Source organism: Azospirillum sp. UENF 112521 (genome assembly GCF_058780665.1).
In genome coordinates, this window is the sequence record NZ_JBSNCI010000002.1 from 2,019,079 (window position 1) to 2,043,993 (window position 24,915).

General features: G+C 67.5%; 29 protein-coding genes and 1 pseudogene. 8 read left to right on the forward strand and 22 right to left on the reverse strand.

All coding sequences use genetic code 11. The features are described 5' to 3' along the window. Window positions 1–277 precede the first annotated feature (277 nt). A complete protein-coding gene (locus tag ACWPN8_RS11860) occupies window positions 278–1,489 on the reverse strand; it encodes an aminotransferase-like domain-containing protein (protein ID WP_492240882.1) in 1,212 nt (403 codons plus the stop codon). 17 nt (window positions 1,490–1,506) lie between these two features. Next, window positions 1,507–2,523, reverse strand: a complete 1,017-nt coding sequence (gene miaA / locus ACWPN8_RS11865) for a tRNA (adenosine(37)-N6)-dimethylallyltransferase MiaA (RefSeq protein WP_492240883.1) — start codon at window positions 2,521–2,523, stop codon at window positions 1,507–1,509. 147 nt (window positions 2,524–2,670) lie between these two features. On the opposite strand from miaA, the gene serB reads away from it, so the two are divergent. Further along, a complete protein-coding gene (gene serB / locus ACWPN8_RS11870; RefSeq protein WP_492240884.1) occupies window positions 2,671–3,621 on the forward strand; it encodes a phosphoserine phosphatase SerB in 951 nt (316 codons plus the stop codon). On the opposite strand, the gene ACWPN8_RS11875 is transcribed toward serB, so the two are convergent. The 13 genes from ACWPN8_RS11875 to ACWPN8_RS11935 all read right to left on the reverse strand — a co-directional run bounded on the left by ACWPN8_RS11875 (window position 3,597) and on the right by ACWPN8_RS11935 (window position 13,788). After that, a complete protein-coding gene (locus ACWPN8_RS11875) occupies window positions 3,597–4,007 on the reverse strand; it encodes a bacteriohemerythrin (protein ID WP_109096147.1) in 411 nt (136 codons plus the stop codon). The genes serB and ACWPN8_RS11875 overlap by 25 nt on opposite strands. A gap of 225 nt (window positions 4,008–4,232) precedes the next feature. Beyond that, on the reverse strand, window positions 4,233–5,018 hold the full coding sequence (gene fabI / locus ACWPN8_RS11880) for an enoyl-ACP reductase FabI (protein WP_109050864.1): 786 nt from the start codon (window positions 5,016–5,018) through the stop codon (window positions 4,233–4,235). A gap of 320 nt (window positions 5,019–5,338) precedes the next feature. Next, the gene (locus ACWPN8_RS11885; protein ID WP_109096148.1) at window positions 5,339–5,791 is read right to left on the reverse strand and encodes a YgaP family membrane protein; all 453 of its coding nucleotides are present in this window, start codon (window positions 5,789–5,791) and stop codon (window positions 5,339–5,341) included. Window positions 5,792–5,866: 75 nt separating this feature from the next. Next, window positions 5,867–6,769: a PRC-barrel domain-containing protein gene (locus ACWPN8_RS11890; RefSeq protein ID WP_492240885.1), complete on the reverse strand. Its 903-nt coding sequence runs from the start codon at window positions 6,767–6,769 to the stop codon at window positions 5,867–5,869. A gap of 111 nt (window positions 6,770–6,880) precedes the next feature. Next, window positions 6,881–7,525, reverse strand: coding sequence for an urease accessory protein UreG (gene ureG, locus ACWPN8_RS11895; RefSeq protein ID WP_109096150.1), 645 nt, complete (start codon window positions 7,523–7,525; stop codon window positions 6,881–6,883). Next, window positions 7,522–8,238 carry an urease accessory protein UreF gene (locus tag ACWPN8_RS11900; RefSeq protein ID WP_492240886.1) on the reverse strand — a complete coding sequence of 239 codons (717 nt, stop codon included), beginning with the start codon at window positions 8,236–8,238 and terminating at the stop codon, window positions 7,522–7,524. The genes ureG and ACWPN8_RS11900 overlap by 4 nt, the downstream gene beginning before the upstream one ends. Continuing rightward, the gene (locus ACWPN8_RS11905) at window positions 8,222–8,704 is read right to left on the reverse strand and encodes an urease accessory protein UreE (protein ID WP_492240887.1); all 483 of its coding nucleotides are present in this window, start codon (window positions 8,702–8,704) and stop codon (window positions 8,222–8,224) included. Before ACWPN8_RS11905 ends, ACWPN8_RS11900 begins: the two co-directional genes overlap by 17 nt. Continuing rightward, complete coding sequence (gene murI / locus ACWPN8_RS11910) at window positions 8,704–9,546, reverse strand: glutamate racemase (RefSeq protein ID WP_492240888.1); 843 nt, start codon at window positions 9,544–9,546, stop codon at window positions 8,704–8,706. The genes ACWPN8_RS11905 and murI overlap by 1 nt, the downstream gene beginning before the upstream one ends. A gap of 144 nt (window positions 9,547–9,690) precedes the next feature. After that, a complete protein-coding gene (gene ureC / locus ACWPN8_RS11915; protein WP_492240889.1) occupies window positions 9,691–11,400 on the reverse strand; it encodes an urease subunit alpha in 1,710 nt (569 codons plus the stop codon). 26 nt (window positions 11,401–11,426) lie between these two features. Continuing rightward, window positions 11,427–11,732, reverse strand: coding sequence for an urease subunit beta (locus ACWPN8_RS11920; protein WP_109096155.1), 306 nt, complete (start codon window positions 11,730–11,732; stop codon window positions 11,427–11,429). 13 nt (window positions 11,733–11,745) lie between these two features. Next, window positions 11,746–12,048, reverse strand: coding sequence for an urease subunit gamma (locus ACWPN8_RS11925; RefSeq protein WP_014248459.1), 303 nt, complete (start codon window positions 12,046–12,048; stop codon window positions 11,746–11,748). 123 nt (window positions 12,049–12,171) lie between these two features. After that, window positions 12,172–13,053, reverse strand: a complete 882-nt coding sequence (locus ACWPN8_RS11930; protein WP_492241388.1) for an urease accessory protein UreD — start codon at window positions 13,051–13,053, stop codon at window positions 12,172–12,174. A gap of 81 nt (window positions 13,054–13,134) precedes the next feature. Next, window positions 13,135–13,788, reverse strand: a complete 654-nt coding sequence (locus tag ACWPN8_RS11935; protein WP_492240890.1) for a LuxR C-terminal-related transcriptional regulator — start codon at window positions 13,786–13,788, stop codon at window positions 13,135–13,137. A gap of 457 nt (window positions 13,789–14,245) precedes the next feature. Here ACWPN8_RS11935 and ACWPN8_RS11940 point away from each other — a divergent pair, with 457 nt between their 5' ends. After that, window positions 14,246–14,914 (forward strand): LuxR C-terminal-related transcriptional regulator, encoded by a 669-nt coding sequence (locus ACWPN8_RS11940; RefSeq protein ID WP_492240891.1) that lies wholly within the window; start codon window positions 14,246–14,248, stop codon window positions 14,912–14,914. A gap of 105 nt (window positions 14,915–15,019) precedes the next feature. On the opposite strand, the gene ACWPN8_RS11945 is transcribed toward ACWPN8_RS11940, so the two are convergent. Then, complete coding sequence (locus ACWPN8_RS11945; RefSeq protein WP_492240892.1) at window positions 15,020–15,592, reverse strand: type 1 glutamine amidotransferase domain-containing protein; 573 nt, start codon at window positions 15,590–15,592, stop codon at window positions 15,020–15,022. A gap of 132 nt (window positions 15,593–15,724) precedes the next feature. On the opposite strand from ACWPN8_RS11945, the gene ACWPN8_RS11950 reads away from it, so the two are divergent. Next, window positions 15,725–16,081 carry a hypothetical protein gene (locus tag ACWPN8_RS11950; RefSeq protein WP_109452382.1) on the forward strand — a complete coding sequence of 119 codons (357 nt, stop codon included), beginning with the start codon at window positions 15,725–15,727 and terminating at the stop codon, window positions 16,079–16,081. Window positions 16,082–16,112: 31 nt separating this feature from the next. On the opposite strand, the gene ACWPN8_RS11955 is transcribed toward ACWPN8_RS11950, so the two are convergent. The 3 genes from ACWPN8_RS11955 to dcd form a co-directional block, all read right to left on the reverse strand. Then, a complete protein-coding gene (locus ACWPN8_RS11955; protein WP_109096160.1) occupies window positions 16,113–16,583 on the reverse strand; it encodes a DUF2948 family protein in 471 nt (156 codons plus the stop codon). 63 nt (window positions 16,584–16,646) lie between these two features. Further along, window positions 16,647–17,939 (reverse strand): UDP-N-acetylglucosamine 1-carboxyvinyltransferase, encoded by a 1,293-nt coding sequence (gene murA / locus ACWPN8_RS11960; RefSeq protein WP_492240893.1) that lies wholly within the window; start codon window positions 17,937–17,939, stop codon window positions 16,647–16,649. 51 nt (window positions 17,940–17,990) lie between these two features. Further along, window positions 17,991–18,545 (reverse strand): dCTP deaminase, encoded by a 555-nt coding sequence (gene dcd, locus ACWPN8_RS11965; protein WP_109096161.1) that lies wholly within the window; start codon window positions 18,543–18,545, stop codon window positions 17,991–17,993. A 165-nt stretch (window positions 18,546–18,710) separates the two neighbouring features. Between dcd and ACWPN8_RS11970 the strand changes: the two are divergent. Next, window positions 18,711–19,013 (forward strand): annotated as a pseudogene (locus tag ACWPN8_RS11970) (GNAT family N-acetyltransferase); the annotation flags it as partial. A gap of 197 nt (window positions 19,014–19,210) precedes the next feature. On the opposite strand, the gene ACWPN8_RS11975 reads toward ACWPN8_RS11970, so the two are convergent. Then, entirely contained in the window at window positions 19,211–19,357 is a 147-nt protein-coding gene (locus ACWPN8_RS11975) for a hypothetical protein (RefSeq protein ID WP_492240894.1), read from the reverse strand. Between the two features lie 22 nt (window positions 19,358–19,379). Further along, the gene (locus ACWPN8_RS11980; RefSeq protein WP_109096163.1) at window positions 19,380–19,718 is read right to left on the reverse strand and encodes a hypothetical protein; all 339 of its coding nucleotides are present in this window, start codon (window positions 19,716–19,718) and stop codon (window positions 19,380–19,382) included. Between the two features lie 167 nt (window positions 19,719–19,885). On the opposite strand from ACWPN8_RS11980, the gene ACWPN8_RS11985 reads away from it, so the two are divergent. The 3 genes from ACWPN8_RS11985 to ACWPN8_RS11995 are packed head-to-tail and all read left to right on the forward strand — an operon-like array spanning window position 19,886 to window position 22,748. Next, entirely contained in the window at window positions 19,886–20,869 is a 984-nt protein-coding gene (locus tag ACWPN8_RS11985) for an NAD-dependent epimerase/dehydratase family protein (protein ID WP_109096164.1), read from the forward strand. A 30-nt stretch (window positions 20,870–20,899) separates the two neighbouring features. Continuing rightward, window positions 20,900–21,904 carry an MraY family glycosyltransferase gene (locus tag ACWPN8_RS11990; RefSeq protein WP_492240895.1) on the forward strand — a complete coding sequence of 335 codons (1,005 nt, stop codon included), beginning with the start codon at window positions 20,900–20,902 and terminating at the stop codon, window positions 21,902–21,904. Between the two features lie 4 nt (window positions 21,905–21,908). After that, window positions 21,909–22,748 (forward strand): glycosyltransferase family 2 protein, encoded by an 840-nt coding sequence (locus ACWPN8_RS11995; RefSeq protein ID WP_492240896.1) that lies wholly within the window; start codon window positions 21,909–21,911, stop codon window positions 22,746–22,748. Here ACWPN8_RS11995 and ACWPN8_RS12000 read toward each other — a convergent pair. Further along, complete coding sequence (locus ACWPN8_RS12000; RefSeq protein WP_492240897.1) at window positions 22,710–23,759, reverse strand: glycosyltransferase family 2 protein; 1,050 nt, start codon at window positions 23,757–23,759, stop codon at window positions 22,710–22,712. The genes ACWPN8_RS11995 and ACWPN8_RS12000 overlap by 39 nt on opposite strands. Window positions 23,760–23,931: 172 nt before the next feature. Between ACWPN8_RS12000 and ACWPN8_RS12005 the strand changes: the two genes are divergently transcribed. Continuing rightward, window positions 23,932–24,876 carry a UDP-glucose 4-epimerase family protein gene (locus ACWPN8_RS12005; protein ID WP_492240898.1) on the forward strand — a complete coding sequence of 315 codons (945 nt, stop codon included), beginning with the start codon at window positions 23,932–23,934 and terminating at the stop codon, window positions 24,874–24,876. The last annotated feature ends 39 nt before the right edge of the window (window positions 24,877–24,915 follow it).

Here is a 24,915-nt window from a genome sequence, read left to right on the forward strand (position 1 = left end):
ACTTGTCACCGACCGAGACTGCTGGGCTATGCCGCCGGAACAACGGCTTAGCCCCGCTGGCGGGGGCCGGGAGCGGCAAATTAGTCAAAAGCTCGGTCGCAGGTCAACCCATTTTGCGAATGTTCGCAAAGTTTTTTTGCCGCAGTTTTTCCAAATGTTGCGCACTGGCTTTGCAACACCGGCTCTGCGCCGCTTGGTTTCCACCGGATACGGAAACGGCGGCCGCACCGAAGCGCGGCCGCCGTTCCGAAGAGGCGACGATGAAAAGCCGGAGCCGTCAGGCGGCGGTCTTCAACAACCCGCACAGACGGCGGATGCCCTCGCGGATCTGGGCCGGCTTGGTGACGGAGAAGGCCAGCCGCAGCGTGTTCTTACCCGACCGGTCGGCGTGGAAGGCCGAACCGGGGACGAAGGCGACGTTGGCCTCCTTGATGGCGCGGGCCAGCAGTTCGGTACCGTCGACACCCTCCGGCGCCTCGATCCAGACAAACAGGCCACCCTCCGGCTTGGTCCAGGTGACGCCCGGCGGGGCGTATTCCTCAAGCGCCGCCAGCATGGCGTCGCGGCGCTCCTTATACTGGGTGCGCAGCAGCTTGAGGTGGCTGTCGAAGATCTGCGAGACGACGTCATGCATGACGATCTGGTTGATCGTGCTGGCATGCAGGTCGGCGGCCTGCTTCATCAGGACCAGCCGGTTCACCACCTCGGGCGCCGCGTTGACCCAGCCGACGCGCATCGCCGGAACCATCGTCTTGGAGAAGGTGCCGCCGAAGATGACGTTGGTCAGCTTGCCGCCGTTGCGCTCGCAATCCAGCGCCGCCAGCAGCGGCAGATGCTCGCCGTCATAGCGCAGCTCGCAATAGGCGGTGTCCTCGATCACCGGCACGCCGGCCGCCTCGCAGGCGTCCAGGATGGCGTGGCGGCGGGCCAGCGTCACCGTGGTGCCGTTGGGGTTCTGGAAATCGGGGACGAGGTAGAAGAACTTCGGCTTCTGCGCCAGCGCCTCGGTCAGCGCCGTCATCTCCGGGCCTTCCTCGTCCATCGGGATGGAAAGATAGGTCGGCTCGTAGGGCGAGAAGGCCTGGAGCGCGCCGAGATAGGTCGGGCGGGTCACGACGATCTTGTCGCCGGGGCCGATCAGCAGCTTGCCGACGAACTCCAGCACCTGCTGCGAGCCGTTGGTGATGAGAACGCCGTCCAGCCCGATGTTGACGCCCTTGCCGCCCATGTAGTTGCAGATCCACTCCCGCAGCGGCGTGTAGCCTTCGGTGATGGAGTATTGCAGGGCGGCGCCGGCACCGGAGTTGGACTGGAAGATCTTCTCGTAGGCGCGGGCGATGGCCGAGCTGGGGAACAGGTCCGGATCGGGGATGCCGCCGGCGAAGGAGATGATCTCCGGACGATCGATCAGCTTCAGCAGTTCCCGGATTTCGGACGCCGTCATGCCGCCCACGCGGCCCGCGAACACATGACCCCAATCAACCGACACGGTGCTTCTCCTTCGGATCAGTAATTTAGTATCGTTCTCAGGCGGTCGAGCATTGCATTTCGTACCGCAAGCGAACAAGGCAGATCGATGGTATGGCAGCTATGCTGTCCTGTATGACTTACCAGCATATCGGGTGATTTGCCAACAATCTGATGCCGGAACCACGTGACCTGCCGTTTGGCATAGCGGCGGGTCGACTGCTGGGCCAGCGCTATGGCCTCGTCGAGCGGGATTTCGCCGTGCAGAACGCGGCGGAGTTCGGGCACTCCCAGGGCTTTCAGCACCGGCAGGTCGGGGGCGAGGGCCTGTTCGCGAGCCAGAGCGTCCAATCGCCGCACCTCCCCCAGCGCCCCCTGCTCCATCATCATATGGAAGCGCCTGTCGCACTGGGCATAAAGGTCGGCCCGCGGCGGATCGAGCACGAGAATGGTGAAGCGCAGATCGGCCGGCGCGCCCTGGGCGGTCCGGCTCTGCCAGTGCGACAATGGATGACCGGTGGCCTCCAGCACTTCCCAGGCGCGGGTCAGACGGGTGGTGTCGCCGGGGTTCAGCTTTGCCGACGCCGGGTCGCGGGCGACCAGTTCGGCGCGGAAGGTCTCGCCGCCGATGGCGGCCAACCGGGCATGGGCGGCGGCACGCACCTCGTCGGGGATAGGCGGCACTTCGCTCAACCCCTGCATCAGCGCGCGCAGATAGAGGCCGGTGCCGCCAACCACCACCGGCAGCCGGCCCTCGACCCTGGCGGCGGCGATCTCCGCCAGAGCCATGTTGCGCCAGCGCGCCGCCGATCCGCGTTCCGCCGCCGGCAGCACGCCGTAGAGCCGGTGGGGCGCCCGCGCCAGATCCTCAGCCGGCGGCCGGGCGGTCAGCACATCCAGGTCGGCGTAGAGCTGCATGCTGTCGGCATTGATGACGGTGCCGCCGAACGCCTCGGCGATGGCGAGCGCCAGCCCCGACTTGCCCGACGCGGTGGGGCCGCCGATGACGATGACGTCAGTCAGAGAGGTGGCCAAAGGGGCGGTGAGGTCGCTCATCGCCCTTGCATGGCGTTCCGGCGCCCGCTTTGCAACACCCAACCGCGTGCCCCAACCGCAAGCCGACGCCGAAGCTTCGTTGGACCCGGCCCCCTTGGCTGTGGTAGGCAGCGCGCAAAGGCCCTCTTTTCCTCGGGATACCCGCCGATGAACGCCGTCGCCACGCTGATCGCCCCCCGCACCGCCACGCTCGACGAGGCCGCCGTCCAGACCGCCAAGGCGGCGCTGGTCGGGCTGGGCGCCGATGCCGGCGCACCGGACTGGCTGGCGCCGGGCACCGCCTGCGACCTGCCCTTCGGCAATCTGGCACCCGAACAGGCGGAGGCGGCGATCCGCCATGCCCTGACGGCGAATGGGACCGGCGTGGCGCTGGACATCATCGCCCAGCCGGCGGCGACGCGGCGCAAGCGGCTGCTGGTTGCCGACATGGAATCGACGATCATCGAGCAGGAGATGCTGGACGAGCTTGGCGATTATGTCGGGCTGAAGGACCACATCGCCGACATCACCGCCCGCGCCATGAACGGCGAGATCGACTTCAAGGACGCGGTGCGCGAGCGGGTCGCCCTGTTGAAGGGGTTGAGCGAGACGGTGATCGACGAGGTGTGGCAGCGCGCCACCCTGATGCCGGGTGCCGCCCAGCTGGTCGGCACCATGCGCGCCAACGGCGCCGTCTGTGTCCTGGTGTCGGGCGGCTTCCGCTGCTTCACCGGCCGGGTGCGCAGCTGGATCGGCTTCGACGACGATCGCGGCAACGAGCTGGAAGTCGTCGACGGCGTGATGACCGGCAAGGTGATCGAGCCGATCCTCGACAAGGACAGCAAGCTCCAGGCGCTGATGGCCTATGCTGGCGAGCATCGCGTGCCGGTGGCGGAAACCATGGCCGTCGGCGACGGCGCCAACGACCTGCCGATGCTGCTGGCCGCCGGGCTGGGCGTGGCCTTCCATGCCAAGGCGGTGGTCGCCGCCGAGGCCCGCGCCCGCGTCGATCACGGCGATCTCACCGCCCTGCTCTACGCCCAGGGCTACCGGACGGCGGAGTTCGTGGGGTATAAGGGACGGCCCCTTCCCCCTCACGCCCACACGCCACGCACATAGGGCGTCAGCTGCGTGTCCATCAGGATGATGTGGCGGACCAGCCAGTCGGCGGTGAATTTGTAGAGCTGCTCCGCATTCTCGTGGGTAGGGTCGATCGAAAAGCGGTTGGACAGCTCGCTGACCATCTTCACCGCGGCACGGTGCATGGCGACGTGCTCCTCGAATTTCGGGTAGTGTACGATCTGCATGATCCGCTCTTCGCGGGCGAAATGCTCCTTGGTGTATTCCAGCAGCTTGACCAGGATCTTGGCGACGCGTACCGGCTGGAACCGCTCAGCAGCCAGCGCTGCGTCGAGTTCATTCAGATACTCGATCAGATGCTTGTGATCGTCGTCGATGGACGGTTGGCCGACGCTCAACTGCCGTCGCCACGTTATGGCGCCCATGACCCTGCCGCCTCCCCCCTTGCCGGCACCCCGTTAGCCCGGATTATGGCTGGTGTCACCATTGCGCCAAAACAGTCGGCGGCGTCACACGGCAATATGACGCACCCGCCAGGAGACGGGCGGAGGGGAGGCCCGGAACGAAACAGGGCGGATGCGTCGCCGCACCCGCCCCATCATGCAATCCGATCCCCGCCGCCATCGGGCAGGGATCGGGATCTGCCATCGTCAGCCGACGATGGAATAACCGCAGTCGACATAGGTGGTGTCGCCGGTGATGCCCTTCGCACCATCGGTGGCGAGGAAGGCGGTGGTGTAGCCCACCTCCTCGATGGTGACCAGACGGCCTTCCGGCGCACGCTCGGCGGCCTTGTTCATCAGCTCGTCGAAATGGGCGATGCCGGAGGCGGCGCGGGTCTTGATCGGGCCGGGGGAGATGGCATGGACACGGATGCCTTTCGGGCCCAGCTCGGCCGCCAGATAGCGGACGCTGGCTTCCAGGGCGGCCTTGACCGGACCCATGACGCCGTAATTGTCGATGACGCGGTTGGCGCCGAAATAGGACATGGTGAACAGCGACCCACCGTCCTTCATCAGCGGCTCGGCATACTTGGCCATGCGGATGAAGGAGTGGCAGGAGACGTCCATCGCCTGCTGGAAGCCCTCGCGCGAGCAATCGACGACGCGGCCGTGTAGATCCTCCTTCGGGGCGAAGGCGATGCTATGCAGCGCGAAGTCGAGCTTGCCCCACTTCTCGCCGATCTTGTCGAAGATGGCCTTCAGCTCGCCCTCGCCGGTGACGTCCACCGGTTCGAAAATCTCGGCCTCGAGCTGCTGGGCCAGCGGCTCGACGAACTTCTTGGCCTTGTCGTTCAGATAGCTGACCGCGAGGTCGGCACCCATCGCGCGGAAGGCGCGGGCGCAGCCCCAGGCGATCGACTGGTCGTTGGCGATGCCAAGAACGAGCCCCTTCTTGCCTTCGAGCGTGGCGGCGGCGGGAATGATCGTGGTCATGCGGACTGTCCTGCGGTCGATGTGACGGGAGGAGCGGCCGCAACCGTGGCGGCCTTTCGCCGTGTGCACAGACGCGGCGTTCCTTGTGCAGTGCACCATAAACGAACCGCCGCGGGTCCGCAACGTGCAATGGGCGCGAACCGCACATGCGTCTCAATCATTGCGCAGCATTGCCGCAGGAACGATCAGTAAAAGCCGAAGTCGTCCGAATTCTGTCTTTCATTGATCCATATCAAAAACGGCCTGCCAGCGTGGGACTGGCAGGCCGTTTCTTGATGACATTTCTGTTATGGCATCAGGCCGCTTGGCTGATTGCCCGCTTACCGCGCAACGCCCGGGCTGAAGGAGGGCGGATCGCTCGCCGGGAAGGATTCCTGGGAAGCCTCGTCAACGATCTCCTCCTCGCAGCTCTCCTGATAGATGTCGCCGGGATGGCGGGAATAGGGGTCGATGCCATGCTCGACATCCTGCGCTGGAAACGCGGCCCGGTCATTGTGCGACCAGTCGGCCAGCATCGCCTTGCCGGGGCAATAGCCGGTCAGGCCGCGCGCGACCAGGGCACCGCCGGCCAGCGCCATGGCGGCGCCGGTCCAGTTGGGCCGGCGCAGGCCCAGCACCGCCAACACCACGCCGCCGGCCAGCGACGCCAGCCGTTCGTTGTGGCCGACATTGATGCCGTGGCTGCCGGTGGGTCCGGGCAAGCGGTCGGCCATGGTGTCGGCAATGCCGCGCAGGTTGCGCTGGGCCGTATCGGTGATCGAAGAGAGTTCCATGTCGGTCCTCCTGAATGCGGGTCCCGGTCAGACGGGTCCCAATCGGGGATCGTCCGCCATCGGATCGTTAACGCGTCACTGTTGGGAAACCGGCGGCTGGGGGCTGCCGTTCCCGGACGGCGTCTGCGCGGCGGCATCCGGCGCCGCCTGTGGCGCACCGCCCTGCCCCATTCCGGCACCGGGCGTCGCCCCGCTGGAACCGGCGGCGCCGCGCGCCTGCTGCAATTCGCCATTCAGCCGCGCCACTTCCTGCGACAGGCGCTGCACCTCCTGGCGCAGCGGTGCCGCCGAGATATCGCCATTCCCGCCGGCGGCGCCGGCAATGGCGGCCAGCGTAGCGGAATCGCGCATCCAGTAGGGGGCGACGCCATAATAGGTGTGAACCGCCATCGCCCACTGGCGGTCGTTCATGTTCGGGCGGTTCTTGTCGTCGAAACGCGGCGCGTTGGTCAGCTTGTCCTTCGGCACATTCAGGACATAGCCCTCGCCCGACGGGGCGAACAGCGCCCACGGAACCGCGAAGTCGGCCTCGCCGATGCCAAGGAAGCCGCCCAGCTCGACCACGGCATAGGCGACGCGCCCGGTGCCGGGATCGATGATCAGTTCGGAGATGCTGCCGAGATCCTTGCCGTCCGGGCTGCGCAGCTTGGCATTCTCAAGATCGTCGGCCGCGATGGCGCGCGGACGGGCGATGGAATCCTGCAATGCCGTCGCCTCGCCCAGGATGGCTTGGCAGGCGGGGGCGTTGCCCTTCTGCGCGGCGGCCTGGGCCGCCTGCTGAAGCGCGCGCAGCTGGGCGGTTTCCTGCTGGGTCACCGGTGCGGCGGAGCCGGGGCCGGCAGCCTCGAGAGCCGCCGCCTGCTGTCCCAGCCGGTCGAGCCCAGCCGCGCAGTCGTCGGCCGCCAACGCGGGCGCGGCGAAGGACAGGGTTCCCAGCGCGGCCAGCAGCAGGGCCGTTGCAGGGGTGGGGCGCGTCATCAGGGCATCCTCCGGCTTGAATCGTCTCATGCTGCATGAACAGCATGGTCAAGCCGGAGGTTCCATCGGCCAGAGAATCCCGGGCGCCGATCTTCCCCCAGTTGTGAACGGTCAGCCCGGAAGGGGCAATCCACCGCGCTGGACGATGAAGGACTGGATGGCATCGACCCCCTCGCCCGCCTTTACGTTGGCGAAGACGAAGGGACGGTCGCCGCGCATCTTGCGGGCGTCGCGGTCCATCACCTCCAGGCTGGCACCGACCATCGGCGCGAGATCGGTCTTGTTGATGACCAGCAGGTCCGACCGGGTGATGCCCGGCCCGCCCTTGCGCGGGATCTTGTCGCCGGCCGACACGTCGATGACGTAGATGGTGATGTCCGCCAGTTCCGGCGAGAAGGTCGCCGCGAGGTTGTCGCCACCCGATTCGATGAAGATCAGGTCGAGGTTGGGGAACTTGACGTTCATCTGGTCGACGGCGGCGAGGTTGATCGAGGCGTCCTCGCGGATCGCGGTGTGCGGGCAGCCGCCGGTCTCCACCCCCATGATCCGTTCCGGCTTCAGCGCGCCGGAGCGGGTGAGGAACTCCGCATCCTCCTTGGTATAGATGTCGTTGGTGATCGCCGCGACCTCCCAATCCTCGCGCATGCGCTTGCACAGCGCGTCGGTCAGTGCGGTCTTGCCGGAGCCGACGGGACCGCCGATGCCGACGCGAAGCGGGCCGGCGTGGCTCTTTTCGATAGCGGGGAGAGCGCTCATGAGCGGAACAGCCTCGTATATTGGGTTTCGTGGATCATCGAGGTCCAATCGACGGCCATCGCCCGGCCGCCGAGAGCGTCGAGCGGGGCCGCCAGCGCCGCGTCGGCCGCCCGGTGGGTGATGGGGTCGAGGGCGGCCAGCGCCCGCTGTCCGTCGGTCTGGCCCAGCGGCACCAGCCGCACGCCGGCCGAAACGAGGTTGGCGGAGAAGGCATGCAGATAAGCGGTCAGCGCCGGCCCTTCGGCCACACCGATCAGGGATGCCGCCAGCGCCACCGCAACCGTATAGGCGACCGGCCGCCCGGTGCCGGCGATCACCGCATCCCAGCGCGCCAGCCCGTCGAGCGGCCATGCGGCGCGGATCGCCAGCAGGAAGGCCTGCCCCTGTGCCCGCGATTCCAGCCCCATCTCTGCCGACGCACGCAGGATGTCGGCCCGTTCCACCGCCCAGGCGAACCCGGCCTCGTCACCGGCCAGCACGGCCCGGTGGGCCGCGGCGAACAGCATGCCGTCGGTCCGCCCGGCGCCATGGCGCAGGATGCCGTCGAGCCAGACGATCATCGTCGCCCGGTCGCGCACCAGCCCCTGCTCCACCGCCGCCTCGATGCCATGGCTGTAGGAAAAGCCGCCGACCGGAAAGCTGGGCGACAGCCACGCCAGAAGGCGCGTCAGGGCGTGGGTGGAGACGCCATCCACGTCAGTGCGAATGACCATGCCCGCCGCCATGCGAATGCCCGCCATAGGCGCCGCCTTCCGGCATGAAGGGTGCCGACACGTCGCGCACCTCGGCCCCCAACCCGCGCAGCATGTCCTCGATCACATGATCGCGGCGCAGCCGGATGGTGTCGCCGACGATCTGCACCGGCAGGTGGCGGTTGCCGAGATGCCAGGCGACGCGGGCGAAGGCCTCGACCGGGCCGGGGACACGGACTTCCATCAACTCCTCAGGCGCGGCGACCACGCGGAGGAAGCTGCCGTCGCCCAGTTCCAGCCCGTCGCCGTCGTCCAGCGCCACCGCCCGCGGCAGGTCGAGCAGGAAGGTGCCGCCGGCATCGTCGGTCATCGCCATGCGGCGGCGGAAGCGGTCGTCGAAGGCGAGCGTCACGGTGCCGGCCGCCTGCTCGACCGGCCAATGGCCGCGGGCGTGGACTCGGGTGGCACGGCGGGCGGGATCGGTCATCAGATAAGCCGTTCAAAGGGGGTCGGGTGGCCGAAGAAGCGGCCGGCCAGTTCGCTGACCAGCGCCGCGTCTCCGGTGGTGAAGAATTTCAGGCCACGCTCGGCCGGGTCAGGGCGGTATTCGGGGTGGCGGTCGAGATACTGCTCCAGCGAACGGGCGGTCAGCGTCGGCTGGCACAGCACTTCCACCCCCGGCGGCAGCGCACGGGCGAACAGGTGGCGGACCAGCGGGTAATGGGTGCAGCCCAGCACCACCGTGTCCAGCGGCTGGCTGCCCATCTTGTCCAGCAGGACGCGGACATAGCCGTTCACCGCCGGCTCGATCTCGTCGTCCGACGCGCCGCGTTCGATCAGCGGCACCAGATCGGGGCAGGCCTGCTGCACGACGCGGACGGACGGCGCCCGCTTGCCGATCTCCCGCGGGAAGGAGCCGGAGTTGACCGTCGCCGCGGTGGCGAAGATGCCGACGCTGCGCGGTTCGGCGAGATGGTCGGGCGGAACGGTGTCGATCATCCACGGCACGCGGGTGATCGCCTCCACCATCGGCACCAGCACGCCCAGCACGTTGCGGCCGGGATGGGCGGACGGCAGCCATTCCTGCTGGAGCCGGCGCAGCGCGACGGCCGCGGCGGTGTTGCAGGCGATGACGACCAGCCGGCAGCCCTGGGCGAACAGCCGGTCCATCCCGGCGATGGTCAGCCGGTAGATGTCGTCCTCGCTGCGCGGACCGTAGGGCGCGGCGGCATGGTCGCCGAGATAGACGAAGGGCCGACCGGGGGCCGCGTCCACCAGGGCGCGCAGCACCGTCAATCCGCCATGTCCTGAGTCGAATACACCGATCAACTGCTTGAGCCCTACCGAAAACCCCTTCTCCCCCCTGGGGAGAAGGTTGGGATGAGGGGGTTCGGCGCAGCCGAAAGAGTCCGGCCTGCGCATCCCCCTCACCCTAACCCTGTCCCCAGCGGGGAGAGGGGATAAAAACGTGCTTCAGAACAGGAAATACCGCTGCGACATCGGCAGCACGTCCGCCGGTTCGCAGGTCAGCAGCTGTCCATCCGCCCGCACCTCGTAGGTTTCGGGGTCGACCTCGATGTGCGGGGTGGCGTCGTTGTGGATCATGTCCTTCTTGCCGACGGTGCGGGTGCCCTTGACGGCGATCAGTTCGCGGTGCAGGCCAAGCTGGCGGCCGACGTCCAGCTCCAGCGCCTTGGCGCTGACGAAGGTCACGCTGCTGGCCTGCATCGCCCGGCCGAAGGCGCCGAACATCGGGCGGTAATGCACCGGCTGCGGCGTCGGGATCGAGGCGTTGGGATCGCCCATCAGCGCGGCGGCGATGGTGCCGCACTTGATCACCATGTCCGGCTTCACCCCGAAGAAGGCAGGCGACCACACCACCAGATCGGCCAGCTTGCCGACCTCGACCGAGCCGACGACATGGCCGATGCCGTGCGACAGCGCCGGGTTGATGGTGTATTTGGCGATGTAGCGCTTGACCCGGAAATTGTCGTTGTCGCCGGTCTCCTGCGGCAGACGCCCGCGCTGGAGCTTCATCTTGTGCGCGGTCTGCCAGGTGCGGATCACCACCTCGCCCAGCCGGCCCATCGCCTGGCTGTCCGACGAGATCATGGAGAAGACACCCAGGTCGTGCAGGATGTCCTCCGCCGCGATGGTCTCGCGCCGGATGCGGCTTTCGGCGAAGGCGACGTCTTCCGGAATGCGCGGGCTGAGGTGATGGCACACCATCAGCATGTCGAGATGCTCGTCCACCGTGTTGATGGTGAAGGGCCGCGTCGGGTTGGTCGAGCTGGGCAGCACGTTGGCGAGGCTGGCCACCCGGATGATGTCCGGCGCATGTCCACCGCCCGCCCCTTCGGTGTGGAAGGTGTGGATGGTGCGGCCCTTGAATGCCGCGATGGTGTCCTCGACGAAACCCGATTCGTTCAGCGTGTCGGTGTGGATCGCCACCTGGACGTCCAGCTGGTCGGCCACCGTCAGGCAGGTGTCGATGGAGTCGGGCGTGGTGCCCCAATCCTCGTGCAGCTTCAGGCCGCAGGCGCCGGCGGCGATCTGCTCCAGCAGCGCGTCGGGACGGCTGGTGTTGCCCTTGCCGAAGAAGCCCAGGTTGATCGGCAGTCCTTCGGCGGCCTGGAGCATCCGCTCCATGTGCCACGGCCCCGGCGTGCAGGTGGTGGCCGAGGTGCCGGCGGCCGGGCCGGTGCCGCCGCCCAGCATGGTGGTGACGCCGCTGTTCAGCGCCTCGTCCACCTGCTGCGGGCAGATGAAATGGATGTGGGCGTCGATGCCGCCGGCAGTGACGATCTTGCCTTCGCCGGCGATCACCTCGGTGCCCGGACCGATGATGATGTCGACGCCGGGCTGGATGTCGGGGTTGCCGGCCTTGCCGATGGCGGCGATGCGCCCGCCGGTGATGCCGATGTCGGCCTTGACGATGCCCCAATGGTCGATGATCAGGGCGTTGGTGATGACGGTGTCGACGGCTCCCTGGTGACGCGAGCGCTGGCTTTGTCCCATGCCGTCGCGGATCACCTTGCCGCCGCCGAACTTCACCTCCTCGCCATAGACAGTGTGGTCGCGTTCGACCTCGACGATCAGGTCAGTGTCGGCCAGCCGGATGCGGTCACCGGTGGTCGGGCCATAGAGGGCCGCATATTCGGCCCGGTCGATGCGGTGCGCCATTGTCGTTCGCCCTTCCTGTCGGCCCGTCAGAGGGCGCCGTTGACCTTGCGGTTGAAGCCGATGACCACCCGGTCGCCGTCATAGGCGACCAGCGTCACGCGCCGGGTCTGGCCGGGCTCGAAGCGCACCGCCGTCCCGGCCGGAATGTCGAGCCGGAAACCCCTGGCCTGCTCGCGGTCGAAGGTCAGCGCGCTGTTGGTCTCGTAGAAATGGTAGTGCGAACCGACTTGGATCGGGCGGTCGCCGGCATTGGCGACGTCGAGTTCGACGGTGGCACGGCCGTCGTTCAGCACGATCTCGCCGGCCGCCGGGAAGATTTCACCGGGTTTCATCGGGCATCCCCTCTCAACGGATCGGCTGGTGGACGGTGACGAGCTTGGTACCGTCGGGGAAGGTCGCCTCGACCTGGATGTCGTGGATCATCTCGGGGATGCCCTCCATCACCTGATCGCGGGTCAGCACGGTGGCACCGTCCCGCATCAGTTCTGCCACCGTGCGGCCGTCTCGCGCACCCTCCACCACGTAATCGGTGATGAGGGCGACCGCCTCCGGGTGGTTCAGCTTGACGCCGCGCTCCAGCCGCCGCCGCGCCACCATCGCCGCCATCGCGACGAGCAGCTTGTCCTTCTCGCGCCCTGTCAGGTTCATCGGGGGATTGCCCTTTCGCCGCCCTGTTCGTTGCCGGCGATTATGCCACGCCGGGACGGCACGCCAAGTGCGTCGTATGACGTAGAGGGTTGAAAGTGCTGGCGCCAAAGCTCGGGCAGCGCCTCACACCTCCCACAGCCGCGGCAGGCGGGTGGGCAGACCCGCGGCTTCGGCGCGCAGGCCCGACCACAGCATCGCATAGGCGCGCCGCACGGTGCGGGCATCGCCGCCGAGGATGCGGACGATCAGCAGGCCGTCCAGCGCGGTGGCGCCGATGCGGGCGCCCTCGATCGGCTCGGCCAGTGCGCGGACCGCATCGAGGTGGCGGGCGGCGTCGGGAGCGGCATGGAGAAGGGTGGCGCAGGCGGCGGCGCCACCGAAGCCGGCGGGATGGGCCAGCGCCTCGGCGATGTCGTCGTCCAGATGCAGGGCGTCGGCCCAGACCAGGCGGCCGTCGCGGGCAACCTCCCAGGCGTCGCGGATCAGGCCGCGGGTGACCGTCTCGCCGAAGGCGGCGCGGCCGAAGACCAGCATCTCGCCGGCGATGGCGCGGCCGTCGCCCGACAAATCGATCCGGGTCAGGCGGCGCAGGCGGGAGCCTTCGAAGACGATGGCTTCCTGCGGCATCCATTCCAGCCAGCCGCCCTCCTCCACCGACAGGGCGGTGTCGATGCGGCAGTCTGCGCCGGTGGAGCGATAGACCTTCTCGGCCGCCTGGGTGGTGATCAGCGCCCTGGTGCCGGCCCCGACGGACAGGGCGATGTCCATGCGGTCGCCGCCGACCATTCCGCCCGAGGTTGTGGCGAGCACCGCGATGGGAAGGTCGTCCCGGCGCGGCGTCGGCATCAGCACCCGCAGCGGGTCATGGTGGTAAAGCGTCGCCAGCCGGGTCTCGCCGTGGCGATGCTCGAAGCGGACGGTGGCGGCGCCATGGACGGCGACCTTCTTTTCCTCGCGCGCCGTTTCTCCGCCCGCCGACTCTTCCGGCCTGTCGGCCACCGCCACCTGAACCAAGCGCCCGCTCCTGACTGGATCATAGGGTCGCCAGTCTGCCGGAAGCGGGGCCGTTCAGGCAATGCGGACTCTTCAGCCTTCTCCGGTGAAGCAGCCGTTGCGGGCGGCGACCACCGCCACCTGGGTGCGGTTGCGCACGCCGAGCTTCTGCATGATGGCGCGCACATGCACCTTTACCGTGCCTTCCAGCACGCCAAGGCCGCGGGCGATCTCCTTGTTGGAGTGGCCGGCCAGCAAAAGCTCGAACACGTCGCGCTGGCGGTCGGTCAGCCGGTCCAGGATGTCGTCGTTGCCGCGCGGCCCCTCGGCCAGCGCCCCGTTCAGCACGGCACGCGGCAGCGGCAGGAAGATGTCGCCGCTGAGCGCCAGCGAGATGGCATGCTCCAGCACCTCCGGCGGGCTGGTCTTCAGCACATAGCCGCGGGCGCCCATGCGAACGCTGTCGACGATGTCGGCCACCTCGTCGGAGTTGGTCAGGATCAGGACCGGTACCTCGCCCAGAGCCTCCTTCAGACGGCGCAGTCCGGCGATGGCACCACCGCCCGCGTCATCCTCATCCACGCGCGGCGGGCCGGGGTCGTATAGGACAAGGGCCAGCTCGGGAGTTCGGCGGCCGATGTTCAGCGCTTCATCCAACGACCCGGCCTCCAGCACGCGCGTCCCAGGACAGATCTCGCCGATGGACAGCGCGAAGCCATGGCGGACCATCGGCTGCTCGTCGACCACCAGAAAAATCCGCGTGGGATTGCCCGCGCTACGCGAACCACCGCGCGCTTGAAGCTCGAACTCCATCGTGTCCCCTTATTCTCAGCGGACCGCTCCTCAGTTAGGGCCAAGAACACCAAAAAGCCCCAATGGGAAAGCGGTTCATTCGCGCCGCTCCTTGGCGCAGCTACCCCTAAATATCGAATGAATGGATCTACGATCATTTTCACCGCAAATCCGATCTATTGGCTGTGACTTTCCTGTTCTCACCTTGCGCTGTTGGTTAATGAACCGTATAAATCATCGCAGCATGAAGCGTAAAGCCCGCTGTTCCGAACAATATTGTTCTAATTTTCTATGTTCGGAGTCCGTGCGGACCGGGCCAACCGGTCCGGTCCTTTTCCTGGACCTTCAGGCACGGAACAAAAGGGGGGATCGCCGCTGCCCGGAAAAAGGGCGGCTCAGCGGAGGATGATCGATGACGACATGGACTGTGATGCTGGTCGACCACGACCGGCTGTTTTCTGCGGCACTGGCAACGCTGATCGGCGGCGGCCCCTTCCGGGTCAGCACCCACGCGGCCAGCGCCGACGACGCGCTCGACCTGATTGCCGACGGCGAGGAACCCGACCTGATCGTGCTGGCGCTGCAGGATGGCATGCCGGAGGAGATTGCCGGCATCCGGAGGTTGCGTGACGGCACCTCCGCCCGGATTGCCGTGCTGGCCGATACCATCGCCGACCGCAGCCTGTCGCAGTCGCTGAAGGCCGGCGCCGACGCCTATCTGAACAAGAGCATGTCGAGCGAGAGCCTGCTGCGCTCCCTGCGGCTGGTGATGCTGGGCGAGGTGGTCTATCCCACCCATGTCGCCGGCCTGCTGATGGCCGCCGCCAACGAACGGCCGCAGCACAACCCCATCCCGATCACCATGCCGCCCAGCGGCGACCTGTCGAAGCGTGAGGTCCAGATCCTGCGTTGCCTGCTGGCCGGCCAGTCGAACAAGGCCATCGCGCGCAACCTGCACATCACCGAATTGACGGTGAAGATGCATTTCAAGAATGTGATGCGGAAGATCAACGCACAGAACCGGACGCAGGCCGCGGTGTGGGCCATCCAGAACGGCTTGTCGCCGCTGGTGACGGCGTAGGTTCTGGTTGGGGGAGGAATTCCCCCTCCCTTCCCATGTTTCGCATGGGCTCCTTCCCTCCCCCGCATCGCGGGAGAGGGATAGGCAGGGAGCAAATCTGCGCCCTTACTCCGCCGCGTGGCGATGACCGGCGTGGCGGCCTTCGCTGAACTCCTCGATCATCTTGCGGCAGAAGGCCGGAATGTCGTCCGGCTTGCGCGACGTAACCAGCCCGTGGTCGGTCACCACCTGCTCGTCCACCCAGCTGGCGCCGGCGTTGCGCAGGTCGGTCTGCAAGGACGGCCAGGAGGTCATGCGCTTGCCGCGCACGCCGCCGGCATCGATCAGCGTCCAGGGGCCGTGGCAGATCGCGGCGATGGGGCGGCCGGTCTCCACGAAGCTCTTCACGAATTCGATCGCCTTCGGCTCCAGCCGCAGCGAATCCGGGTTCATCACCCCGCCCGGCAGCAGCAGCCCGTCGTATCGTCCGGCATCGGCCTGATCGAGAGTCACGTCGACATCGACCATGTCGCCGCGGTCATGGTGATTCCACCCCTGGATCTGCCCGCTCTTGGGGGCGACCACATGAACGGTGGCGCCGGCATCGCGCAGCGCCTTCACCGGTTCGGTCAGTTCCACCTGTTCAAAGCCGTCGGTGGCGAGCACGGCAACGGTCTTTCCATCGAGTTTCTGGGCCATCGGGGCACGTCCTTCACTGAGGGTCATGCCGCACAAACCGGATTACCCCTGGATGGTTCCCTGGGAACCGTTCCGCAATTCCCATGTTGATTGTGACATACGAGACACACATCAGCGATGGGAGCCGAAATCATGAGGTTCCAGACCCTGTTGGCCGGCCTTGCGCTGGCGGCAACCCTGCCATTCGCCCATATCGAGTCGGCTCAGGCCGCGGATCCGCGCGGCGGCGACGACCTCGTCGGGCTCGAAGTGACCGGTCTGCTCGGCGAGGAGCTGGGCCAGATCGTTTCCGTTTCGCCCAGCGCCGACGGCAAGGACACCAGCATCCTGGTCGAGGCCAGCGGCATGCTGGATGTCGGCCACCGGTTCTTCACCGTCCGCCGCTCGCAGCTGTCGGCTGGCGAGGACGAGGACACGGTGACCTACAAGAAGACCGCGCAGGACGTGATTCGCCGTCTTCACACCGACACCCAGGTGGCGGAGCGCTGAACACCTGCGCTCCGGACCAGCCGCGAAGCGGTCAGGCCGGTTCGTCAGGGTGACAGGGTTTGCAGCCGGTGGGCCAGGGCTCGCCCAGATCCTCCACCATCACGCGCCAGGACGGCGCATCCAGCCGGACGCAGCCGCCGCCGGCGAAATGCAGGGCGACACCGCCCTCCACCGTCTCCATCGACAGCAGTTCCATGATGCGGCCGCGCTCCTTCAGGTCGAAGCCGCGCAGCTTGGCACCGGTGACCCCCTCTACCCGCAGGCCGCAATGGACCCGCTCGTAGGGGGCCAGATCGTCATCATCGGCGGACGGGCCGGGGCGCGGACTGTCGGCGGCCTCCCAGCGGAAGCGGTTGACGACCATGACGAACCGCTTCTCGTCGGGCTGAAAGCACATGTCGCCGACCGGCAGGATGGCGTCCTGCAGGCAGGCGGAGACGACCTTCAGATCCTCCTCGTCTTCGGCGCGCAGGCGGATCGGGGTCATGGCTGGGGCCGTCATGTTCGGGGGCACCTCTCGGGAAAGGCCAACCTCAGGGGATGGCGGGAGGGGCGCCCCCGCCATTTACTCGTCGCCGCCGTGGATGCGCTCGATCTCCGCACCGCAGGCAGCCAGCTTCTCCTCCACCCGCTCATAGCCGCGGTCGAGGTGGTAGACGCGGTTGACCGTCGTCTCCCCCTCCGCCGCCAGCCCGGCGAGCACCAGCGACACCGAAGCGCGCAGGTCCGTCGCCATCACGGGCGCGCCGGTCAACCGCTCCACGCCGCGCACCAGTGCCGACGAGCCGTGGACCGTGATCCGCGCGCCCATGCGGGTCAGCTCCGGCGCGTGCATGAACCGGTTCTCGAAGATCGTTTCCGTGATCATCGCGGCCCCCGTCGCCGTGCACATCAGGGCCATCATCTGGGCCTGAAGGTCGGTGGGGAAGCCGGGGAACGGCTCGGTCATCACATCGACGCCATGCAGTTCACCGTTCGCGCGCGACACGCGGATCCCGTTCTCGATCTCCTCGAAGGCGACGCCGGCCGGAGCCAGCGCCTTGACCGCCGCTTTGATCAAATCGAGACGGGTGTTCATGATGTCAAGACGGCCACCGGTGATGGCGGCGGCCATGGCGTAGGTGCCGGTCTCGATGCGGTCGGCCACCACCATGTGGCGGGCGGCATGCAGCCGGTCGACACCCTCGATCACCAGTCGGTCGGTGCCGATGCCGATGATCTTCGCCCCCATCTTGACCAGGCATTCGGCGAGGTCGGTCACCTCCGGCTCGCGCGCGGCGTTGACGAGGATGGTGGTGCCCTTGGCGAGCGTGGCCGCCATCAGCAGGTTCTCGGTCGCACCGACCGACACCTTGGGGAAAACATATTCCGCACCGCGCAGACCGCCCGCCGGGGCCTTGGCGACGATGTAGCCGGCATCGATCCGGATGTCGGCGCCCATCGCCTCCAAACCCTTGATGTGCAGGTCCACCGGACGCGCGCCGATGGCGCAGCCGCCGGGCAGCGACACCTTGGCCTCGCCGCAGCGGGCCAGCAGCGGACCCAGCACCAGCACGCTGGCGCGCATCTTGCGCACCAGATCGTAGGGGGCGGTGGTGTTGGTGATGTCGCGCGCGGTGAAGTCCACGGCGCGGCCGGCGCAATCGCCGCCCGCCCCGGCCATGTGGATCGCCACGCCATGCTGCAGCAGCAGATTGCACAGCGTGTTGATGTCGGCCAGGATCGGCAGGTTGGTCAGCGTCAGCGTCTCGTCGGTGAGAAGAGACGCCGTCATCAGCGGCAGGGCGGCGTTCTTGGCGCCACCAACGGTGATGGAGCCGTTCAGCGGGCGGCCGCCGCGGATGCGGATCTTGTCCATGGACCTGTTTCTTTCGCGGATACGCTTTTGAAGGCGTTCAGAGAGGAGTGCTCAGAGCCGGGGCAGCGTGACGCCCTTCTGCCCCATGTATTTGCCGGACTTGTCGGCGTAGGACACCTCGCACACGCTGTCGCCCTTCAGGAACAGGAACTGGCACAGTCCCTCGTTCGCATAGACCTTGGCGGGCAGCGGGGTGGTGTTGGAGATCTCCAGCGTGACGTGCCCTTCCCACTCCGGCTCCAGCGGGGTGACGTTCACGATCAGGCCGCAGCGCGCATAAGTGCTCTTGCCCAGGCAGATGACCAGGACGTCGCGCGGGATGCGGAAATATTCCACCGTGCGGGCCAGCGCGAAGCTGTTCGGCGGGATGATGCAGACCTCGGTCTTGCGGTCGACGAAGCTCGAATCGTCGAAACGCTTCGGGTCGACGATGGCGTTGTCGACGTTGGTGAAAATCTTGAACTCGTCGGCGACCCGGGCGTCGTAGCCGTAGGACGACACGCCGTAGGAAATCACGCCTTCGCGCTTCTGGGTCTCGACGAAGGGCTCGATCATGCCCTTGGTCTCGGCCATCTCGCGGATCCAGCTGTCCGGCATGATGCCCATCGCGGGGGTACTCCTTGGCGTATCGATTGGATGGAGGGGTCGTTAAGGCTGGTTTGTAGCCGAGCACGCGGCGGCGCTCAAGGAAAGGTGGGCCGCTTGGCGCGCATGGACGGTTCTTTATCACGGCGCTGGTCTTCGCCGCCGCGGCGTCTAAGCTCGGCATCCATGAGCCAGAACTTCATCCTGTCCGTGACGGACACCCCCGCCCCGGCCGACCTGGCCGGAATCTACGAGGGCCTGCGCGCCTACAACGAGGCGTCGCTTGGCCGCGCCTATGACCGCCGCGATCTGGTGGTTGCCGCCCGCGACACGGACGGCGCGTTGAAGGGCGGACTGGTCGGCTACACCAACTGGGACTGGCTGTATGTCGACCTGTTGTGGGTGGACGACTCCACGCGAGGCAGCGGTCTCGGCGGCCGGTTGCTGGCCGCGGCGGAGGCGGAGGCCAAGGCCCGCGGCTGCCGCTGGTCGCGGCTCTACACCTACGATTTCCAGGCGCCCGGCTTCTACCCGAAGCAAGGCTACGAAGTCTGGGCGGAGATGGAGGGTTATCCGCCGGGGCACAGGCAGATTCTGGTTCAGGAAGGATTTGGCCTGAACGGTTTGGCCTGGGCGGAATCGTCCCTCCCCCCAAGCACGGGAGAGGGACGATTCCGGGAGAGGGACTACTCCCCCCGCTGCCGCGCCTGTTCCTTGCGCTTGCGCAGGTTCTCGCGCAGGCGGGCGGCAAGGCGTTCGTCGCGGCCCGATACCGCCGGCTTCGGCTTCACCGGGGCCGGCGGCGGGGCCGAGGTTTCGGCGGTGTCGTCCATCGGCGCGGCTCCACCCCGGATGTCAGTGGTCGGAATGGTGCAGGATCTGGTCGCGCAGCCCGGTGTCGTACTCGACGCCGGCAGCCGTCAGGATCGCGGCGGCGGGCGTGCGCTTCACGATGCCCTTGCGCTCCAGGATGGTCCAGACCGCGTCGTTCTGCAGGCCGGTGGCGTCCTTGGCGGCGACCACGGCATGGCCGAGATGGAAATGGTTGCCGTGGGCATGCGGCAGCGAGGTGATCTGGAAACCACCCTCCTCGTCCTCGGCCGGCTTGTTCTCCAGGCGGGCGATCTCCTGCAGCAGGGTCAGGGTGCGCAGCTGCAGCGGGTTCAGGTTCAGCGGATTCTTCTTCGGGGGCATCGATCGTCCCATCGGTCCTGATGTGTCGCGGTCGCGCAGTAGACCGGCAGGGCGGATGGGCTGTCAAGCGTGCGAACCGGTCACCGGAGGCCCGTGGATGGAGGCTGGCGCGCCAACCGCCGCTGGGGCATAAGACCGACGGACTATCTTCATAAGGGTGTCGGACCATGACCATCCTCGTCACCGGGGCCGCCGGCTTCATCGGATCGCATGTCGCGGCTGCGCTGCTGGACCGCGGGGAGAGCGTTCTCGGCATCGACAACCTGAACGGCTATTACGCGGTGGCGCTGAAGGAGGCGCGGCTGGCCCGGTTGACCGGCCGCGACGGATTCCGTTTCATCAAGGCCGACATCTCCGACCGCGCGACGGTGGAGGGTCTGTGGCCGCAGCTCAATGATGTGACCGGCGTCGTCCATCTGGCAGCACAACCGGGCGTACGTTACTCCATCGAGAACCCCTATGCCTATGTCGACGCCAACGTCACCGGTCAGGTGACGCTGCTGGAGGCGGCGCGGCGCATGCCGGGCTTGCGGCATTTCGTCTATGCGTCGACCTCGTCGGTCTATGGCGCCAACCGCAAGATGCCCTTCTCGGTGGAGGACCGCGTCGACAGCCCGGTCTCGGTCTATGCCGCCACCAAGAAGGCGGCGGAAATGCTGGCCTTCACCTACAGCCATCTCTATCAGCTGCCGATGACCGGTCTGCGCTTCTTCACGGTCTACGGTCCGTGGAGCCGCCCGGACATGGCGACATGGCTGTTCGCCGACGCCATCACCGCCGGCCGGCCGATCCGCGTCTTCAACGACGGCAAGATGAAGCGCGATTTCACCTACATCGATGACATCGTCGCCGGCGTGCTGGCCGCCCTCGACCGCCCCGCCCCGGTGGATGCGGAAACCGGCGCCCCGCACCGCGTCTTCAACCTCGGCAACAACCGCTGCGAGGAATTGATGCGCTTCATCGGCGTGCTGGAGCAGGCTTTGGGCCGCGAGGCGGTGAAGGTGATGGAGCCCATGCAGGCCGGTGACGTGCACGAGACCGCCGCCGACATCGAATTGAGTCGCCAACTGCTTGGCTTCGAGCCCAAGACCCCCATTGAGATCGGCCTGCCCCGCTTCGTGGAGTGGTACAAGGGCTACCACAAGCTCTGACCGTCCCTTTCCTCCACCATCCGAGCCACCATGACCTCCACCGCCTATTCGACCGCGCTGATCGGTGTCTTCCTGCTGTGTCTGGCCGTCGGCTGGTATCTGTCGACGCGGGTGCTGCGCTATCTCCTCGCCAGCAGCATCCTGGACATCCCGAACGAACGGTCGAGCCATCAGGCCCCCACCCCGCGCGGCGGCGGATGGGCGGTGATGCTGACCGTGGTGCCGGTCTTCGCCATCGCTGGACTCGTCCTGGGGCGGCCGCTGGAGACCGGGGCCGTTCTACTGGGCACGCTGGCCCTGATGGGAGTGTCGTGGATGGACGACCGGCGCACCTTGTCGCCGCTGCTGCGGCTGGCGGTGCAGGCGCTGGCGGTGGCATTTGGGCTGCTGGCGCTGCCTGCCGACCAACTGGTCTGGCAGGGCTGGCTGCCCTGGGGCCTGGACCGGGCGGCGACTGCCTTTCTGTGGCTGTGGTTCGTCAATCTCTACAATTTCATGGACGGCATCGACGGGCTGGCCGGCAGCGAGACCATCCTGATCGGCGGCGGCGTTGCGCTGGTGTCGCTGGTCATGGGCGATTTCGGCCTGACCGGGGTTGCCGGGGCGGCGCTGGCCGGAGCCGCGGCAGGCTTCCTGACCCACAACTGGCGGCCGGCGCGCATGTTCATGGGGGATGTCGGCAGCATCCCGCTCGGCCATATCCTCGCCTTTCTTCTCACCTCGCTGGCGGCGCGCGGCGACTGGGCGGCGGCGCTGATCCTGCCGGCCTATTACCTGACCGACGCCACCATCACGCTGCTGCGCCGCCTGCTGCGCGGCGAGAAGATCTGGCAGGCCCACCGCGAGCATTTCTATCAGAAGGCCGCCAAGGGCGTGGGCCGGCACGACCGTGTGGTGTTGACGATCATCGCCTACAGCCTCGTCCTGGTCGCCGCAGCACTGGCCGCCGGCAGCTTTGGCGCCTGGACGTTGGCACCGGGGGCGGTCGCCGTCGCACTGCTGCTGGCGACGCTGACTCGCATGGCGAAGGCGTGATCCGATGAGCAGCGCTTTCCTTGACCTGTCCGTTGTCCTCTACCATCCCGATCCGGAACTGCTGGCCCGCTCGCTCGACACCATTGGTGCCGCCGCCGACCGGCTGGCGCAGGGAGCCGGCGTACGGACCCGGCTGTGGATCGTCGACAATGGCGCGCCGGAGGGTAGCGACTCAGGCCCCAACCCATTCAAGGCGCTGCTCGACCGCTATGCGGAGACCGGCCGGCCGCCGGTGACACTGATCGCCGGGCACGGCAATGTCGGCTACGGCGCCGGCCACAATCTGGCGATCCGGCAGGGCGACGCGCCTTACCACCTGATCCTCAACTACGACATCCTGCTGGAGCCGGACGCGCTGCTGGCCGGCTGGCGCTACATGGAGGCGCATCCGCGCACCGTGCTGCTGACGCCCAAGGTGTTCGGCCCGTCGGGCGAGCAGGAGTTCCTGTGCAAGCGACGGCCGACCGTGCTGGATTTGGGTCTGCGCGCCTTCGCGCCCGGCTCCGTGAAGCGGATGTTCGCCCGGCGGCTCGACCGATACGAGATGCGCGACGTCACCCGCGACGCTGTCGTGACCGGGCTGGAGCAGGTCAGCGGCGCCTTCATGCTGTTCCGGCGCGAGGCGCTGACCCGGCTGGGCGGCTTCGACGACGGCTATTTCCTGTATTTCGAGGATTTCGACCTGTCGCGCCGGGCGATGGCGCTGGGAGAGATCGCCTATGTGCCGGATGTCCGCATGGTGCATTTCGGCGGCAAGGCGGCGCGCAAGGGCGGCGCGCACATCCGGATGTTCGCCCGCTCCGCCCTACGCTTTTTCAACACCCACGGCTGGCGGCTGGTCTGACCGGCGCGACAGCCGGCATCCCGGCCGGCCACGCGTCTTCAGCAGCAGAGGGTTCCAGGCGATCATGCGGGCAACCTGCCCAAGCGTCGCCTTGCGGTCGTGCTGGATGGCACGGCGCTTGGCGAGCATGCCCGGTAGTCCGCGCAGCGCGTCGCGGATGCCGCGGCCGATGGCGCCGGTGCGCCCGCTGCCCACGCTGCGGAACACCAGATAGACCACCAGCAGCGAATGGCCGAGGAAGGCCAGCGGCAGCAGCGGCAACGGCATGTTCTTCACCATCGTCCACACCAGGTTGCGGACGCCGTGATACTGGGCGAAGGTGCCGTACTGCTTGGACACGCCGCTGCTGACATGCTCGACCACCGCGTCGCCGACCTGCACCGCCGGTCCGCCGCTGAGCCGAATGCGGAAGCCGAGGTCGACATCCTCGCAATAGCAGAAGAAATCCTCGTCGAAACCGCCGACCGCCTCGAAATAGTCGCGCCGGTACATCGCCGCCGCGGCACAGGGCGAGAAGACCGCTCCGCTGTAATAGGGCGGCTTCAGCATGCGGCGGTAGTTGACCCGCCAGGCGAAGCCGAAGATCGAATACTGGTCGCCTTCGCCATCGATCATCCGGGGATCGTGCGAGAAGAGCTGGGTCGAGCCGAACATCGCCACATCGGGCTGCGCCTGGGCGGCGGCCTGCAGCCGCTCCATCCAGTCGCGGCGCGGAAAGGCGTCGGGGTTCAGCGTGACGATCCAGGGGACGGTGGCGCCGGCAGCACCGACATTGTTCGCCTTGGCAAAGCCGACATTCGTGTCCATCCGCACCATGCGAAAGCGCGGATCGGCGGGCAAGGCAATGCCGTCGACATCCTTTGAGGCATTGTCGACGATCACCACCTCGAAGGCGGGATCGGTCTGGTCGAGCAGACAGCCAATGACGCGATTGACGAAGTCTGCGCAATTAAAGCTGACGATGATGATCCGGCTGTGCCGATCATTTGCACCGTCGACGGTATGTGACATGTCTTGGTAGCGTCCTTATTCACGCGTCCCTCTCCAGCTTATAGCCATTCCGATCCCCGACCGAAAGCTGGAAAAGGGTCTTGGGGCTTTGTGCCGTGGCACCACCCGGCCAAACCGGATACTAAGGCATGCTTGACTGCACCAACCGAATCCAGCCTGGACCGTCCTTCCCATGCGCGTTCTTCTGACCGGCGCCACCGGCTTCGTCGGCCGCCACACCATCCCTCTGCTGGCCGCCCACGGGCACAGGGTGCGCGCCGCCCTGCGCACCCCGCAGGAGGGGCCATGGGAGCCGGCGGCGGTGGGCGACATCGGCCCCGGCACCGACTGGACCGCGGCGCTGGCCGGCATCGACGCGGTGATCCACATGGCGGCCCGCGTCCATGTGATGCGCGACCAGGCCGCCGACCCCCTGGCGGAGTTCCGCCGCGTCAACACCGCCGGCACGATCCGGCTGGCGGAGCAGGCGGCGGCGGCCGGGGTAAGGCGCTTCGTCTTCCTCAGCAGCATCAAGGCGATGGTGGATGAAAGCCGCCCCGCCCCGCTGGACGAGGCGACGATGCCCGATCCCCACAGCCCTTACGGCATCTCCAAGCTGGAGGCCGAACGCGGGCTGGCGGCAATCTCCGCCCGCACCGGCATGGAGGTGGCGGTGATCCGGCCGCCTCTGGTCTATGGCCCAGGCACGGCCGGCAACATGCGCGCCCTGGTCAAGCTGGTGGCGACCGGCCTGCCGCTGCCGCTGGGTGGCATCCACAACCGGCGCAGCCTGATCTATGTCGGCAACCTCGCCGACGCGGTGGTGACGGTGTTGGAACACCCCGACGCCGCCGGCCGGACCTTCCTGGTCCAGGATGGGGAGCCGGTTTCGACCGCCGATCTGGTGCGCGCCATCGCCGAAGCGCTCGGCCGACCGGCGCGGCTGGTCCCGGTGCCGCGCGGACTGATGGCGCTGGGAGCGGCGTTGACCGGCACCCGGGCGGTGTTCGACCGGCTGGCCGGCACGCTGACGGTGGATGACGACCCCATCCGCGAAAGGCTCGGCTGGCGCCCGCCCCATGACCTTGCGTCCGGGTTGCGCGCCACCGCGGAATGGTTCAAAGCTTCCCGCGGCTGATTTCCGGGCTGGAACAGCCATGGCCGGCTCCAGCCCGCC

Bases quoted from the DNA above. Each gene is read 5' to 3' on its own strand.
- ureC (WP_492240889.1), bottom strand. From the start codon at position 11,400: ATGGCGCACCGCATCGACCGGGCCGAATATGCGGCCCTCTATGGCCCG.
- ureG (WP_109096150.1), bottom strand. From the start codon at position 7,525: ATGAGCGCTCTCCCCGCTATCGAAAAGAGCCACGCCGGCCCGCTTCGC.
- ACWPN8_RS11940 (WP_492240891.1), top strand. From the start codon at position 14,246: ATGACGACATGGACTGTGATGCTGGTCGACCACGACCGGCTGTTTTCT.
- ACWPN8_RS11950 (WP_109452382.1), top strand. From the start codon at position 15,725: ATGAGGTTCCAGACCCTGTTGGCCGGCCTTGCGCTGGCGGCAACCCTG.
- ACWPN8_RS11945 (WP_492240892.1), bottom strand. From the start codon at position 15,592: ATGGCCCAGAAACTCGATGGAAAGACCGTTGCCGTGCTCGCCACCGAC.
- ACWPN8_RS11990 (WP_492240895.1), top strand. From the start codon at position 20,900: ATGACCTCCACCGCCTATTCGACCGCGCTGATCGGTGTCTTCCTGCTG.
- ACWPN8_RS11980 (WP_109096163.1), bottom strand. From the start codon at position 19,718: ATGCCCCCGAAGAAGAATCCGCTGAACCTGAACCCGCTGCAGCTGCGC.
- ACWPN8_RS11885 (WP_109096148.1), bottom strand. From the start codon at position 5,791: ATGGAACTCTCTTCGATCACCGATACGGCCCAGCGCAACCTGCGCGGC.
- ACWPN8_RS11900 (WP_492240886.1), bottom strand. From the start codon at position 8,238: ATGGTCATTCGCACTGACGTGGATGGCGTCTCCACCCACGCCCTGACG.
- ACWPN8_RS11995 (WP_492240896.1), top strand. From the start codon at position 21,909: ATGAGCAGCGCTTTCCTTGACCTGTCCGTTGTCCTCTACCATCCCGAT.
- ACWPN8_RS12000 (WP_492240897.1), bottom strand. From the start codon at position 23,759: ATGTCACATACCGTCGACGGTGCAAATGATCGGCACAGCCGGATCATC.
- ACWPN8_RS11985 (WP_109096164.1), top strand. From the start codon at position 19,886: ATGACCATCCTCGTCACCGGGGCCGCCGGCTTCATCGGATCGCATGTC.
- ACWPN8_RS11955 (WP_109096160.1), bottom strand. From the start codon at position 16,583: ATGACGGCCCCAGCCATGACCCCGATCCGCCTGCGCGCCGAAGACGAG.
- ACWPN8_RS11875 (WP_109096147.1), bottom strand. From the start codon at position 4,007: ATGGGCGCCATAACGTGGCGACGGCAGTTGAGCGTCGGCCAACCGTCC.
- ACWPN8_RS11920 (WP_109096155.1), bottom strand. From the start codon at position 11,732: ATGAAACCCGGTGAAATCTTCCCGGCGGCCGGCGAGATCGTGCTGAAC.
- dcd (WP_109096161.1), bottom strand. From the start codon at position 18,545: ATGGGCATCATGCCGGACAGCTGGATCCGCGAGATGGCCGAGACCAAG.
- serB (WP_492240884.1), top strand. From the start codon at position 2,671: ATGAACGCCGTCGCCACGCTGATCGCCCCCCGCACCGCCACGCTCGAC.
- ACWPN8_RS11905 (WP_492240887.1), bottom strand. From the start codon at position 8,704: ATGACCGATCCCGCCCGCCGTGCCACCCGAGTCCACGCCCGCGGCCAT.
- murA (WP_492240893.1), bottom strand. From the start codon at position 17,939: ATGGACAAGATCCGCATCCGCGGCGGCCGCCCGCTGAACGGCTCCATC.
- ACWPN8_RS11925 (WP_014248459.1), bottom strand. From the start codon at position 12,048: ATGAACCTGACAGGGCGCGAGAAGGACAAGCTGCTCGTCGCGATGGCG.
- fabI (WP_109050864.1), bottom strand. From the start codon at position 5,018: ATGACCACGATCATTCCCGCCGCCGCCACGCTCGAAGGCAAGAAGGGG.
- ACWPN8_RS11890 (WP_492240885.1), bottom strand. From the start codon at position 6,769: ATGACGCGCCCCACCCCTGCAACGGCCCTGCTGCTGGCCGCGCTGGGA.
- miaA (WP_492240883.1), bottom strand. From the start codon at position 2,523: ATGAGCGACCTCACCGCCCCTTTGGCCACCTCTCTGACTGACGTCATC.
- ACWPN8_RS12005 (WP_492240898.1), top strand. From the start codon at position 23,932: ATGCGCGTTCTTCTGACCGGCGCCACCGGCTTCGTCGGCCGCCACACC.
- ACWPN8_RS11975 (WP_492240894.1), bottom strand. From the start codon at position 19,357: ATGGACGACACCGCCGAAACCTCGGCCCCGCCGCCGGCCCCGGTGAAG.